Here is a 13,514-nt window from a genome sequence, read left to right on the forward strand (position 1 = left end):
CGCCGATCCTCCCATCCCCTATGGGAATTGAATCAGCCACGGGCACCCCGATCAAGATCGAGTTTTTCAACGGAATAGGCGGACAACCGACATTCGCTGCACATGAAGCAGGCGTCCGCTTCATATAGGAACAGTAAAGGCTTTTTGGCCAGCGTGAGTTGCTTCCAATAGGCTTTCAGCCACGCGCTGGTACAGGTGTCGATCCCAAGAATGTTTTTGACAGGTGACGATGAGACCAATAGCGAGGCCCAGTGCCCGAGCTATTACTGCCGTTAGGAACGGCGGAACCTGCACCGATGCTGATGGTAGCGGGTCATATGATTCCATTAGACGGCCATCCGGCACCCGTCAGAATTCGTCAGCATCGATGCAGATGCCATTGTGCGTCTGTTTCACCGGGGCAACTCTGAACTCTACGCGCATGCGCAGCAGATAAGGTTCTGACATGCAGATCTTCTTTACAGGTGTCAGAGCACCAGCACGGCACGGAAGTCGTTGACGTTGGTCAGTGTCGGACCGGTGCGGATCAGCGCGCCGATCCGGTCGAAGAGGCTGTAGCTGTCATGCGCCGCCAGCATTCGCTGCGGGTCGCAGCCGACCTCACGGGCGCGGCAGAGCGTGTCAGGACCGATCAGCGCGCCGGCGGCGTCTTCGGTGCCGTCAATGCCGTCGGTGTCGCCCGCGAGCGCATGGATGCGCGGATGGCTCTGCGAGGCACAGGCCAGACCCAGGAGGAACTCGGTGTTCCGACCGCCGCGCCCCGGCTCGATGTCGCTGATGGTCACAGTGGTCTCGCCGCCCGAGAGCAGCACGGCGGGCGCCGGCAGCGGCTTGCCGAGTGTGGCCACGGCGCGGGCAATGCCGGCCATGACGATGCCTACCTCGCGCGCCTCGCCTTCCAGGGCGTCGCCGAGGATCAACGGCGTCACGCCGGCAGCACGGGCCGCCTCCGCCGCCGCCTCAAGCGATGTCCGCGGCGCGGCGATCAGGCGGAAATCCGGGACCGCATGGGGCGGGGCATCGCCTGGTGTCATGAGCAACGCACGGGCCGCCTTGGGCAGGTTTGGGCCGAGTCGCTCAGCCAGATGCGACAGGTCGTCGGTGGCGCTCGGGTCGGGCACGGTCGGCCCCGAAGCGATCGCCGCCGGGTCATCGCCGGGCACGTCCGAGATCGCCAGCGTGACCAGCCGTGTACCATTCGCGGCACGCAGCAATCCGCCGCCCTTAAGTCGGTCGAGCCGCCGCCGCACCCGGTTCATCTCCTCGATGGTCAGCCCCGAGCGGAGCAGCAGCCGGTTTACGGCGATCAGGTCATCGAGCGTCAGGGGCTCCCGTGGCAGCGTCATCAGCGCCGACCCGCCCCCCGAGATCAGCGCCAGCACCAGATCATCGGGCCCGGCCGAGGCGGTGGTGGCGAGGATCTCGCGGGCCGCGGCCTCTCCGGCGGCGTCCGGCACCGGGTGCGCGGCCTCGCGCACCGTGATGCGTTCAGTCGGCACTGCGTGGCCATAGCGCGTGACCACCACGCCCGAGAGATCGACGTCGGGCCAAGCCACTTCGACGGCGCGCGCCATCTCCGCCGCCGACTTGCCGGCGCCAACGACGATGCAGCGCCCCGTCGGCTTGTCTGGCAAATGCCGCGCCAGCACCTCGGCCGGGTCGGCGGCGGCCACGGCGACGTCGAACAGTCGGCGCAGCAACGCCGGGGCGTCGTGGTCGCTCACCGTCATCTCAAATGTTCTCGCCGCGGATCGCGTCGCAGACCGCGTCGGTGACCTGCTGGGTCGTCGCCTCGCCGCCGACATCCGGGGTCAGGATGCCCTCGGCGCAGACCTTTTCCACCGCCCGCATGAGCCGGTCAGCGGCGTCCTTCTCGCCCAGATGCTCCAGCATCTGGCTGGCGGTCCAGAAGGTTGCGACCGGGTTGGCGATGCCCCTGCCGGTGATGTCGAAGGCCGAACCGTGGATCGGCTCGAACATCGAGGGGTAGCGCTTCTCGGGGTCGATGTTGCCGGTCGGCGCGACACCGAGGCTGCCTGCCAATGCACCGGCGAGGTCCGACAGGATGTCGGCGTGCAGGTTGGTGGCAACGATGGTGTCGAGGCTACGCGGGTTCTTCACCATGCGCACAGTCATGGCATCGACCAGCATCTTGTCCCAGGTCACGTCCGGGAACTCCTTCGAGACCTCGGCCGCGATTTCGTCCCACATCACCATACCGAAGCGCTGCGCGTTCGACTTGGTCACCACGGTCAGGAGCTTGCGGGGACGTGACTGCGCCAGCGCGAAGGCATAGCGCATGATCCGGGTCACGCCGGTGCGGGTGAAGATCGCCACCTCGGTGCCGACTTCCTCGGGCAGGCCCTTGTGGGCACGGCCGCCGTGGCCGGAATATTCCCCCTCGGAGTTCTCGCGCACGATGACCCAGTCGAGGTCGCCCGCGCCGACGCCTGCGAGTGGCGAGGAGATGCCCGGCAGGATCTTGGTCGGCCGCACGTTGGCATACTGGTCAAAGCCTTGGCAGATCGGCAGCCTCAGGCCCCACAGCGTGACGTGGTCGGGCACGTCGGGCGCGCCGACGGCACCGAAGAAGATCGCATCGAAGGCCATGAGTTGGTCCCGGCCGTCCTCGGGCATCAGCGCGCCGGTCCTCTTGTAGCGCTCCGAACTCCAGTCGAACTCGGTGACTTCGAGCGCGAAACCGCCGTCGCGACGGGACAGCGCCTCGAGCGCCTGAAGCCCAGCGGCAATGACCTCCGGGCCAATGCCGTCTGCGGGAATGGATGCGATCTTGTAGGTCTTCATGGGGTTTCCTCCGGGGACGCTGTCGCACCGGCCCGTGTCGCATTGGATCGTTGCGGCGACGCCATGACGGTGCAGTCGAGGGCGACGTTATGAGCGACCGGCTCGACCCCTCAACGCGCAGATGATTATATACTGATATGAAACAATTTCGCCGGCTTGGGCTTCGACATGGATATTTCTCACCTCAGGTGCTTCGTCGCGGCGGCGGACGAACTGCATTTCGGCCGCGCTGCGCAGTCGTTGGGCATGCTCCCTGCCTCGCTGGGCCGACAGGTCCGCATCCTCGAAGAGCAGCTCGGAGCAAAGCTGTTCCTGCGCACCACACGTAGCGTGACCTTGACCGAAGCGGGCACCGCGATCCTCCAGGATGTGCGGGAGATGATCGCGCAGGCCGAGCAACTTGAGGAGAAGATCCGCCACATTCGAAAGACCGAGGCACCGGTCCTGCGGGTCGGCGCGATCGACAGCGCCGCGGCTGGGCTGATGCCACAGCTTTTGCAATACCTGCGCGAGGATCACCCCGACATCGAGGTGCAGCTGATCGAGCAAAAAACGATCCACCTGCTGCCGAAGCTCCTGAGTGGCAGTCTCGACATCGCTTTCTGCCGCCCGCCCGACACGCGCGACCCCCGGATCAACTTCCGTACCCTGTTTTTCGAAACGGCCGTGGTGGCGCTACCCGAGGATCACCCGCTGGCTGGACGCGAGGAGATCGCAGTGGCCGATCTCGCGGATGCGCCGCTGATCGTGCCGGATCGTCGCTCGCGTCCGCATTCGCACGACTTGACGATCAAGCTCTTCCTCGACGCCGGGCTCACCGCGCGCGTGGCTCAGGTGGCCGAGGAGAAGCACACCATCGTCAATCTCGTCGCGACCGGCACCGGCCTCGCGATCGTGCCGCGCTGGACCGCGCGCATCGCGGTTCCGGGCGTGCGCTTCGTGCGCCTTGCGATGCCGCAGGGGGCGAGCCGCTCGAAGCTGGTGCTCGCCGCCGCCTGGACGCGCGGCACGCGGGATGCGCAGCGCGACGCGCTGCTCGACGTGCTCGACCGGCATATGAAGGCGATCGAGCAGAGCGCCTGATTAGATCATATAATAATATAATCTTCTGCGCGTATGTGGCGCCATGCCTTTGCTGCCATGGTGGCGGTCGTAGCATCGCGTCTCGCGGCGCGGTGCCGGAGGAGCACATGGGAGGAGCAAGAACCATGAAGATGACGACCTATGCCATTCTCGCCGCGAGCACGATCGCGGCCTTCCCAGCAACCGCCCAGGATCGCGCCGACTGGCCCGACAGCCTGAGCATCTCGACCGGTTCGCAGGGCGGCACCTATTTCGTCTGGGGCTCCGGCCTCGGCTCGATGATCGGCGAGCAGCTTGGCGTGCCGACCAGCGTCGAAATCACCGGCGGCCCAGTGCAGAACGTCGTGCTGGTCGAGACCGGCGAGACCATGCTCGGCTTCAGCACCACCGGCCCGGCGCAGGAGGCCATGGCGGGCGAGAACGAGCTGATGCCAGGTATGGAGGCCGCCAATCTGCGGGCACTGTTCCCCATGTACCAGACGCCGTTGCAGGCGGTCGTGCTGTCCTCCTCGGGGATCGAGAGCATCGAGGATCTCGAAGGCAAGCGCGTCAATCTCGGGCCGGCCTCGGGCACCTCGGCGACCTATTGGCAGCGCTATTTCGACACCGCCGGTATCGATGTGAAGGCCAGCTTCGCAGGCGGCTCCGACGGCGCGGGGCAGCTTGCTGACGGGCTGATCGACGCTTTCGTCTATGCTGCCGGCCTGCCGACCAGCGCCTTCAGCGAACTGGCCATCCAGAACGACGTGACCTTCCTGCCGCTCTCGGAGGAGAACATCGCGACCTTCAAGGAGGTGGCGCCGTCGATGCAGGACTTCTCCATCCCGGCCGGGACCTATGAGGGCCAGGACGAGGACATTCCCTCCGTGTCGATGTGGAACTTCGCCATCGCGCACCAGGAGCTGCCGGAGAGCCTCGCCTATGAGATCACCAAGCTCGTGCTCGAGGACAACGCGCGGATGAAGCAGCTCCACGCTTCGGCCGTTGAGACGCTGGCCGAGAACTGGGACACCAACAACTTCATGCCGTTCCACCCGGGCGCCGTGCGCTACTACGAGGAGATCGGCATCACCATCCCCGACGAGCTGCGCTGAGCTTCCCCGGCGCGGTGCGCCGCGGGCGGGGTTCGCCCTGTCCGCGGCACTGGTATCCCTCGGCAATCCGGTGATGCGATGACCCATTCCGACAGCAAGAAGATCCCCTCATCGGAGACCCTCGATGAGCTGACGAGCCCGGTGGTCGCCACGGCCGCCGTCGATGACGATCCGCCTGCGGGCAACCAGCGAGTCTTCATCGGCCCGCGTCACTACCTCTTCGCCACGGCCTGCGCTGCCTATGCGGTATTTCACCTCGCGGTGATGAACCTCTACCCGCTGGAAACCTGGACTTACCGTCTGCTGCATCTGGGTGGCGGGCTCGCGCTCGGCTTCCTGCTCTATGGCGCCTATGGCGTCGTTCCCGAACAGGCGGCGGCGCGTCGCAGCGTCGGCAACACTCTCCTGCTCGCGCTGGCGGCGGCAGGCACGCTGTTCGGCGCCGGCGCGATTCTGGCGGTTTGGGCCAATTGGTGGTTTCTTGGCAACGCCGTGCCGCCCGGCTGGGCCGTGGCGAGCTTCGGCATTCCGCTGACCCTGGGGACGACCGCTGCGGTGCTGCATGGCTGGCTGTTCGAAGATCGGCGCATCGGCACCTGGACGCTGGCCGACATCCTTCTTGCCGTGGCAACTGCGGCATCGATTGGCTATGTCATCTACTTCGCGCGGGCCCTCCAGATGCGGGCCGGCATGCCGATGGCCCAGCCAGGCGACATGTGGGCCGCAATCACTGGCGTGATCCTGATCCTCGAGGCGGTGCGGCGCATGGCCGGGATGGCGCTGGTGATCATCTCCGCCGTCTTCGTGGCCTACGCCTTCGCAGGGCCCTGGCTGCCGGGCATCCTCAATCATGGCGGCTACGAGCCGAAGCGGTTCTTCTCCTACATCTTCACCGACAACGGCATTCTCAGCGCGCCGATCGCGATCTCCTCGACCTACATCGTGCTCTTCGTGATCTTCGCGGCGTTCCTTCAGGCCACCCATGTCGGCGCCTACTTCGTCAACGTCGCCTTCGCCGCCGCGGGTCACAAGCGCGGCGGTCCGGCCAAGGTGGCGGTCTTCGCCTCGGGCCTGATGGGGATGATCAACGGCACCAGCGCTGGCAACGTCGTCTCGACTGGCTCGCTCACGATCCCACTGATGAAGAAGGTGGGCTACCGCAGCCAGACCTCGGCGGCGGTCGAGGCCGCGGCCTCCTCGGGCGGACAGATCATGCCGCCGATCATGGGCGCGGGCGCCTTCATCATGGCCGAGATCACCGGCATTCCCTACACCGAGATCATCTGGGCCGCGCTGATCCCGGCCATCCTCTACTTCGCCTCCGTGTTCTTCATGGTCGACCTGATGGCGCAGCGCTTCGCCATGGTGGGGCTGCCACGCTCGGCGCTGCCGAAGCTCGGCGCGCTCCTGAAGCAGGCCTACCTCTTCGCGCCGATCGTGGTGCTGATCTGGGCGCTCTTCGTCGGCTACTCGGTGATCCGCTGCGGCACGCTGGCGATGATTACTGCCGCCGTTGTGTCATGGCTCACGCCGAACCGCATGGGGCCGCGGCAGCTATTCCACGCGCTCGACATTGGCGCGCGTATGGTGCTCCAGCTGGTCGCGGTCTGCGCGGCGGCGGGCATCATCGTGGGCGTCATCGCTCTCACCGGTATCGGCACGCGCTTCTCGGCGCTGCTCTTGGGCATCGCCGACCAGTCACAGCTTCTCGCCATGATGTTCTCGATGCTCGTCGCGATCATCCTTGGCATGGGCATGCCCACCACGGCCGCCTACGCGGTAGCGGCCTCTGTCATCGCGCCAGGCCTCATCAATCTCGGGGTCGAGCCGTTGACCGCGCATTTCTTCATCTTCTACTTCGCGGTGATGTCGGCGATCACGCCGCCGGTGGCGCTTGCCGCCTATGCCGGCGCGGCGCTGGCGCAGTCCGACCCGATGAAGACAAGCGTCGAAAGCTTCCGCATCGGGCTTGCGGCCTTCGTGGTGCCCTACATGTTCTTCTTCTCAGACGCGCTGCTCATGCAGGGCGGCTGGCTCGATACCATCCACGTGACGATCTCGGCGCTGTTCGGCATCTACCTGCTGTCCTCGGGCATCATCGGCTGGTTCTTCGGCCGGATCGGCTGGATCGCTCGGGCGCTGCTGATCGGGGGCGCGCTGGGAATGCTCGATGCGGGACTGGTCACCGATCTGGTTGGGCTGAGCATTGGAACGGTCCTTTTGCTCTACCAGAAGAACATCCTGAAACCCGGAACCCTCGCGCACGGAAAGGACTGATTACTCTCGGACATGCTGTCGGTCCCATGAACGACGGCCCCCATCCGGACTGGATGGGGGCCGTTGCCTTTCCTGAGAACCTGGCCTCGGATGACTTGCGCCGTACCCTCAGTGCGTCGCTTCCGGGGCCCCGGCCATCCGCCGATCTTGTCGACGATGGCACCGAGGGTTCTACAGAGTGAATGCCGCGCGAAAGGCGTCCAGCGCGGCGACTTCATCTCCCGAGGCAAAGGCCTCCATTCCGACCGGGCCGTCATAGCCCATGCCGCGGAGTGCCCGTGCCACGCCGACATAGTTGATCTCGCCGGTTCCGGGCTCGCAGCGTCCGGGAACGTCGGCCACCTGCACCTCGCCGATCCAGGGCAGGCAGGCCCGGCACAGCTCGATCAGGTTCCCCTCGCCGATCTGGGCATGGTAGAGATCGAGGTTGAGGCGCAGCTGTGGTCGGTCAACCGAGGCGACCAGCGCGAGGCATTCCTCGGCGCGGGCGAAGGGGACGCCGGCATGGTCGACGGGCAGGTTGAGGTTTTCGAGCGTGAAGGTCACGCCGAGTTCCTCGGCGAGGTCGCAGATCCGGTGCAGCGTGTCTCGGGCTTTCACCCATTTCAATGGCGTGGCGATCTCGGCAAGTCTGGGCCGGCCGCCATCGCCGAGCCCGGTGCCGTGAAGGTTCAGCCGGGCCACGCCGAGGCGCTTGCCGACAAGCGCGGTTTCGCGCGCCGAGGCGAGCAGCATCTCGGCACCCTCATCATCGGCCAGCCGTCCTTCGAGATAGCCGTTCATGATCGAGAAGGTCGCGCCAGAGCGCTCCAGCGCAGCGAGGTCGTGATCAGGCCAGTTCCAGAGCCCGACCTGAAAGCCCATCTCATGCAACTGCGCGCAGCGCCATTCGATCGGGCGGTCGCGCCACAGCATCTCGGCGCAAGCGGCGAGGGTGAACGCCATGGCTCAGGCCCCCGTCATCGCCGAGGTGACCTCGATCGGTCGGCCCTCGTGGAAGGACAGGTTCGCGGCCTCGGCCAGCGCCAGTGCGTTCACACCGTCCTGCACCGTGGCGGGCACCGGTTTGCCGTCGACGCAGGCGTCGACGAAGGCGGACCATTCGATCGCGTAGGCGCGCATGTAGCGCTCGAGGAAGAAGAAGACTGGTTTAGCCGAGACGGTGCCGGCGGCGGTCGACTTCACCACCGTGTTCTCGATCTCGTTGCGCGCTTCGAGCGTGCCCTCCGAGCCCAGCAGCTCGACCCGCTGGTCGTAGCCGTAGGGCGCGCGGCGGGAGTTGCGGATCGTGGCGATACGGCCGTCGGCATAGGTCAGCACCACGACGGCGGTGTCGATATCGCCGGCCGCCCCGATTTCGGGGTCCACCAGGCAGGAACCGTGCGCCGTCACGGTCTTGGGCATGCCGAAGAGAAAGCTGCACATGTCGAAATCGTGGATCATCATGTCGCGGTAGAGCCCGCCCGAGACCTTGATGTAGCTGACCGGCGGCGGTGCGGGGTCAAAGGAGGTCACGGCCAGGAGTTCACCCTTGCCGACCTCGCCGGCGTCGAGCGCGGCTTTCACGGCAGCGAAGTTCGGGTCGAAGCGGCGGTTGAAGCCCATCATCATCGGTTTGTCATGCGTTTTGGCGATGCGCCCGATCTCAAGCGCGCGCGCGAGGTCGAGATCGATCGGCTTTTCACAGAAGATCGCCTTCCCGGCCTTGGCCCCGGCCTCGATGAGATCGGCATGGGTGTTGGTCGACGACGCGATCAGGATCGCGTCGATGCCGGGATCGGCGAGGATGTTTTCGGGGCTGCGTACGGCGATGTTGTGCTCACGGGCGAGCGCCTGCGCCGCCTCGGGCATCACGTCGGTGACGGCGACGAGCTCGGAGCGGGGGTCCATCTTGATCGAGGCGGCGTGGACTTTGCCGATGCGGCCGGCGCCGAAGAGAGCGACTTTCATGGGGACTACCTTTCGGTTTGCGTTCAAAGAATGACGCGGCGGCCTTCACGGGCCGAGACGTCGATGGCGTGGATCACCGCTTCGATGGAGAGCGCGTCGGTGAAATCGGGAAAGACCGGTGCGCCGCTGGCGATGGCGCGCAGGAAGGCGGCGGCCTCGATGGTCTTGAGGTCACTGAAGCCGAGCTGGTGACCGGGGGCAGGGCAGAAGGCGCCATAGGGTGGGTGCTCGGGACCGGTCAGGATGGTACGGAAGCCCTGCCGCGCGGCGGGGCCTTCGTTGGTATAAAGATGCAGTTCGTTCAGCCGCTCCTGGCTGAAGGCGATCATGCCCTCGGTGCCGTGTAGCTCCCAATCAAGCTTGTTCTTGCGGCCCCAGGCCGAGCGGGAGCTGCACAGTGTGCCCTGTGCGCCCGAGGTGTAGCGGATGATGGCCGAGGCCGTGTCTTCGTTCTCGACCTTGGCGCGGCCCGAGCCATCGGGGAGGGGGCGGGTGTCGTGGATGATTTGGGTGTCGGCGATCAGGCTCTCGATCGGTCCCATCAGGATCTGGCTCATCGAGACGAGGTGGCAGCCAAGATCGCCAAGCGTGCCCAGCCCGGCATCGGCCCGCTTCGCCCGCCAGCTCCATGGAAGATTGGGGTCCGCCTGGTAGTCTTCGTCGACCCAGCCGCGAAAATGGACCGGCCGGCCGATCGCGCCCTCGACCGTCAGTTTGCAGGCATGGGCAATGGCCGGATTGTGGATGTAGTTGTAACCGACCATGGTCCGGACGCCGGCCTTACGCGCGGCAGCCTCCATCTCGCGCGCGTCCTCGAGGGTGAGCGCCAGCGGCTTTTCGCAATGGACATGCTTGCCAGCGTCGATTGCGGCGAGGGCCATCTCGCGGTGCATTCCGTTCGGTGTGGTGATCGAGACGATGTCCACCCCCGGATGCGCGACCAGCGCCCGCCAGTTCTCCACGGCCTCAGGGAAGCCGAACTGGTCCGCCATCGCCTGCGCACGCGAAGCAGGCGTGTCGCACAAGGCGACGAGCTCGACCTGCGGCAGGTCGCCGAAGACCGCACGCGCATTGCGATAGGCCAGCGCATGGGCCTTGCCCATGAAGCCGGTCCCGATCAGACCCAGGCCGATACCCATGATTCCCTCCCTAATGGAATATTCATTCCATATCTCCTCATGAGATGTTAAGGGTGGACCTGTCAAGACATGAGAACTTCATGAGCCCCACGACGGACCAGACCGCCCCGACCAACGTCACCGAAGTGCTGGAGCGCCTCGATGAGCTGATCGGCACCTTGCCCAAGCGGCTCGACCAGTGCGCGGCCTTCACCCGACGCCACCTTCACCTGATCGCGGTCTCGACCGTATCGGACATGGCGCGGGAAGCAGGGGTCGCGCCGTCGGTCTACATGCGCTTTTGCCAAGCGCTCGGCTTCTCGGGGTATTCCGAGATGCAGGCCCTGTTCCGTGTGCAATACACCGCCTTTCGGCCTGCTTATGACGAGCGCATTGCCACGTTGCGCCCAGAGATGGAGGGCGGGCCAGGCGCGCTTCTCGCGGAATTCGCGGAAGCAGGACACAAGTCACTTATGTCCTTGGCAAATACGGTGACGTCCGAAGGTCTCGGTGCCATCGCCCAAGGTATGGCTGCCGCGCCGCTTTTGCACTTGGTCGGCATGCGTCGGGCCTTCGCCGTGGTCAGCAACATGTCCTACATGCTCGGAAAGCTTGAAGTTCCGGCCGTGCTCCACAGCGATACCGGCCGGCTCGGCGGGCCGGGCGTGGTCGGGGCCGGGCAGGCCGTTTTCGCCGCGACCTTCTCGCCCTTTTCTCAGGAAACGCTGGATTTCGCCCGGCTGGCAAAGGAGCGCGGCGCCCTCGTCTACGGGCTGTCCGATGTGGAAGACTGTCCACTGGCCGAATTCGCCGATGGCCTGCTGATCGCACGCGAGAACGAGGTGGCCGGCTTTAGGTCGCTGAACGCATCGCTGACCCTGACGACGGCGCTCGTGGTCGCGATAGGGGCTCTCCAAGAAGGTAATTGACAGAAGCACCGATTCGGTCGCAAATGGAATAAATGTTCCATATGGTCGATATCAGGCCGGGACGTATCAGTTCGGCGTCGCCGAAGCGGAGTGGAGGCTCCGCAGGGTCAACAGGGAGGAACTATGACCAAGATTGCCAAAACCGCCGTGCTGCTCGCCGCGATGGGCGTGGCCGCACCCGCGCTCGCGCAGGACATCATCGTTGTCGCCCACGGGCAGGCCAACGACCCGTTCTGGTCCGTGGTCAAGAACGGTGCCGACAAGGCCGCGGAGGACACGGGGGCCAATGTCGACTTCCGCTCGCCCGAGACCTTCGACATGGTCCAGATGAGCCAGCTGATCGACGCCGCCGTGAACCAGGAGCCGGACGGGCTGGTGGTCTCGATCCCCGACGCCGACGCGCTTGGGCCCTCGATCGAGCGCGCCGTCCAGGCGGGCATCCCGGTCATCTCGATGAACTCCGGCTCCGACGTGGCCAAGGAGCTTGGCGCGCTGCTGCATGTCGGCCAGGACGAGTTCACCGCCGGCAAGGCGGCGGGCGAGAAGCTTGCCGAGATGGGCGGTACCACCGGCATCTGCGTCAACCAGGAGGTCGGCAACGTTGCGCTCGACCTGCGTTGCGAGGGCTTTGCCGAAGGCTTCGGCGGCTCGGTCGAGGTCATCCCGACCCAGAACGACCCGGCCGAGGTGCAGGCCAAGGTTCAGGCGGCCCTCGAATCGAACCCCGACGTCGACACGGTGATGGGACTTGGTGCCTCGCTCGTGGGCGAGCCCGCGCTGGCCGCCGTCGAGGCGGTGGGGCGCACCGGCGAGGTGAACGTCGCGACCTTTGATCTGTCGGCGAGCTTCCTCGAGGCGGTCGCCAATGGCGAAGCCGCCTTCGCGATCGACCAGCAGCAGTTCCTTCAGGGCTACCTGCCGGTCGTGTTCCTCGCGCTCAACGCGCAATACGGCCTGGTGCCGGGCGGGGACGTGCCCTCCGGCCCGAACCTCGTGACGCAGGACAAGGCGGCCCAGGTGGTCGATCTGTCCGCGCAGGGCATCCGCTGAATCCCATTCCAGTGTGATGCCGGACGCATCGGGCCGTGGCGCACACCGCCGCGCCACGGCCTTTCTTTATTCATCGGGAGGATGAGGCCATGGCCGAAGTCGTTCAGCCTGCAATCCAGGCCGCAAAGGACGAACGTCTCAAGAAGGAAGGTTTGGGCGCGCGGCTGATGAAGCGCCCCGAGCTCGGCGCCATCGCCGGCGTGATACTGGTGACGACGTTCTTTCTGATCACCGCCGACAGCGCGATGTTCACGCTCTCGGGCATCATGAACTTCATGACACCGGCCGCCCAGCTCGGCATTCTCGCTATCGGCGCGGCGATGCTGATGATCGGCGGCGAGTTCGATCTCTCCATCGGCTCGATGGTGGCCTTCGCCGGCCTGATCTTCGGAGCCGCGACCGTAACACTCGGCCTGCCGCTCATCTTCGCGATCCCGCTCACCATGATCGTGGCGGCCATGATCGGCGCGGTGAACGGTTCGATCGTGCTCAGGACCGGTCTGCCATCCTTTATTGTGACGCTGGCATTCCTTTTCGTGCTGCGCGGTGCCTCGCTCGTCGGGCTCAAGATTGCCTCGGGTGGCTCGACCCAGCTGCGCGGCGTGCGCGACGCGGTCGAGGGCGACTGGCTCGCGCCGCTGTTCTCCGGCGACGCCTTCGGTCCGCTCTTCGTCTGGCTGGCCGAGGCCGGTGTGATCGAAACCTTCAACAACGGCGCGCCCAAGGTGCCCGGCATCCCGGTCGAGATCCTGTGGTTCGCCTTCCTTGCCTTGGTCGCCACTTACGTGCTTCTTCGCACCCCCGCCGGTAACTGGATCTTCGCGGCCGGTGGCGACAGCAATGCCGCGTCCAACTCCGGCGTGCCGGTCCGCAAGGTGAAGGTCTCGCTCTTCATGCTGACCGCGATGTGCGGTGCGCTGGTCGCGATCATTACGGTGATGGATTCGGGTTCCACAGATGCGCGGCGTGGCTTCATGAAGGAGTTCGAGGCGATCATCGCAGCGGTGATCGGCGGCTGTCTTCTGACGGGGGGCTATGGCTCGGCGATCGGGGCGTTCTTCGGCGCCATCATCTTCGGCATGGTAACGATTGGCCTGACCTACACCGATTTCGATCAGGACTGGTTCCAGATCTTCCTCGGCGGGATGCTGCTGATCGCGGTGCTCTTCAACAACTTCATCCGCAAGCGCGTCACGGGGGAGCGGTGA

The 13,514-nt window shown here is 65.7% G+C and carries 11 protein-coding genes; 6 read left to right on the forward strand and 5 right to left on the reverse strand.

Translation table 11 applies throughout. From position 1 onward, the window contains the following. Positions 1–467: 467 nt before the first annotated feature. Complete coding sequence (locus O4G76_RS17800; RefSeq protein WP_373568050.1) at positions 468–1,730, reverse strand: glycerate kinase; 1,263 nt, start codon at positions 1,728–1,730, stop codon at positions 468–470. 1 nt (position 1,731) lies between these two features. Continuing rightward, positions 1,732–2,805 (reverse strand): tartrate dehydrogenase, encoded by a 1,074-nt coding sequence (locus O4G76_RS17805; RefSeq protein ID WP_269398587.1) that lies wholly within the window; start codon positions 2,803–2,805, stop codon positions 1,732–1,734. A 168-nt stretch (positions 2,806–2,973) separates the two neighbouring features. Between O4G76_RS17805 and O4G76_RS17810 the strand changes: the two genes are divergently transcribed. The 3 genes from O4G76_RS17810 (at position 2,974) to O4G76_RS17820 (ending at position 7,259) form a co-directional block, all read left to right on the forward strand. After that, the gene (locus tag O4G76_RS17810) at positions 2,974–3,888 is read left to right on the forward strand and encodes a LysR family transcriptional regulator (protein ID WP_269398588.1); all 915 of its coding nucleotides are present in this window, start codon (positions 2,974–2,976) and stop codon (positions 3,886–3,888) included. Positions 3,889–4,013: 125 nt separating this feature from the next. Beyond that, positions 4,014–4,982, forward strand: a complete 969-nt coding sequence (locus tag O4G76_RS17815; RefSeq protein ID WP_269398589.1) for a TAXI family TRAP transporter solute-binding subunit — start codon at positions 4,014–4,016, stop codon at positions 4,980–4,982. 78 nt (positions 4,983–5,060) lie between these two features. Beyond that, positions 5,061–7,259 carry a TRAP transporter fused permease subunit gene (locus O4G76_RS17820; protein WP_269398590.1) on the forward strand — a complete coding sequence of 733 codons (2,199 nt, stop codon included), beginning with the start codon at positions 5,061–5,063 and terminating at the stop codon, positions 7,257–7,259. Positions 7,260–7,430: 171 nt separating this feature from the next. Here the strand turns inward: O4G76_RS17820 and O4G76_RS17825 are convergent, their stop codons facing one another. Genes O4G76_RS17825 through O4G76_RS17835 form a run of 3 tightly spaced genes read right to left on the reverse strand, consistent with a single transcriptional unit; the run spans position 7,431 to position 10,348 of the window. Continuing rightward, positions 7,431–8,204 carry a TIM barrel protein gene (locus O4G76_RS17825; RefSeq protein ID WP_269398591.1) on the reverse strand — a complete coding sequence of 258 codons (774 nt, stop codon included), beginning with the start codon at positions 8,202–8,204 and terminating at the stop codon, positions 7,431–7,433. Positions 8,205–8,207: 3 nt separating this feature from the next. Continuing rightward, positions 8,208–9,209, reverse strand: a complete 1,002-nt coding sequence (gene iolG / locus O4G76_RS17830) for an inositol 2-dehydrogenase (RefSeq protein ID WP_269398592.1) — start codon at positions 9,207–9,209, stop codon at positions 8,208–8,210. A 23-nt stretch (positions 9,210–9,232) separates the two neighbouring features. After that, positions 9,233–10,348: a Gfo/Idh/MocA family protein gene (locus tag O4G76_RS17835; RefSeq protein ID WP_269398593.1), complete on the reverse strand. Its 1,116-nt coding sequence runs from the start codon at positions 10,346–10,348 to the stop codon at positions 9,233–9,235. A gap of 80 nt (positions 10,349–10,428) precedes the next feature. Here O4G76_RS17835 and O4G76_RS17840 point away from each other — a divergent pair, with 80 nt between their 5' ends. The 3 genes from O4G76_RS17840 (at position 10,429) to O4G76_RS17850 (ending at position 13,514) form a co-directional block, all read left to right on the forward strand. Then, positions 10,429–11,256, forward strand: coding sequence for a MurR/RpiR family transcriptional regulator (locus O4G76_RS17840; protein ID WP_269398594.1), 828 nt, complete (start codon positions 10,429–10,431; stop codon positions 11,254–11,256). 123 nt (positions 11,257–11,379) lie between these two features. After that, positions 11,380–12,306: a sugar ABC transporter substrate-binding protein gene (locus O4G76_RS17845; RefSeq protein WP_269398595.1), complete on the forward strand. Its 927-nt coding sequence runs from the start codon at positions 11,380–11,382 to the stop codon at positions 12,304–12,306. A gap of 89 nt (positions 12,307–12,395) precedes the next feature. Then, positions 12,396–13,514, forward strand: a complete 1,119-nt coding sequence (locus O4G76_RS17850; protein ID WP_269398596.1) for an ABC transporter permease — start codon at positions 12,396–12,398, stop codon at positions 13,512–13,514.

The sequence above is a fragment of the Limimaricola sp. G21655-S1 genome (assembly GCF_027213785.1).
In the GTDB taxonomy this organism is placed as follows: Bacteria; Pseudomonadota; Alphaproteobacteria; order Rhodobacterales; family Rhodobacteraceae; genus Limimaricola.